Annotated in this window: 1 protein-coding gene; it reads left to right on the top strand. The window is 57.8% G+C overall.

All coding sequences use genetic code 11. The features are described 5' to 3' along the window. Positions 1-315, top strand: a 315-nt coding sequence (locus tag FHK92_RS27930; RefSeq protein ID WP_258232734.1) for an OprD family porin, incomplete at both ends; no start/stop codon positions are given.

The following is a 315-nucleotide window of genomic DNA, read 5'->3' as shown; positions in this document are numbered from 1 at the left end:
AACGACGCGAGCATGGAAGACATGTCGATGAACGGCCGCGGTGCCTTCACCTCCGACCGTTTCAACTTCGGTGGCGGCGAATACGCCTTCAACGAAAAACGCACCCAGGTTGGCGTCTGGTACGCGGAACTGTCCGATATCTACCAGCAACAGTATTTCAACCTGACCCACAGCCAACCGATTGGCGACTGGACCCTGGGCGCCAACCTCGGTTACTTCACCGGCAAGGAAGACGGCAGCGCACTCGCCGGAGACCTCGACAACAAAACCGCATTCGCCATGCTTTCCGCCAAATACGGCGGCAACACCTTCTAT

Origin of the sequence: Pseudomonas brassicacearum subsp. neoaurantiaca (assembly GCF_013608025.1) — a bacterium.
Classification (GTDB): Bacteria; Pseudomonadota; Gammaproteobacteria; order Pseudomonadales; family Pseudomonadaceae; genus Aquipseudomonas.
The sequence above is the reverse complement of the archived record's forward strand: the minus strand, read 5'-3'. Positions and strand labels throughout refer to the sequence as shown.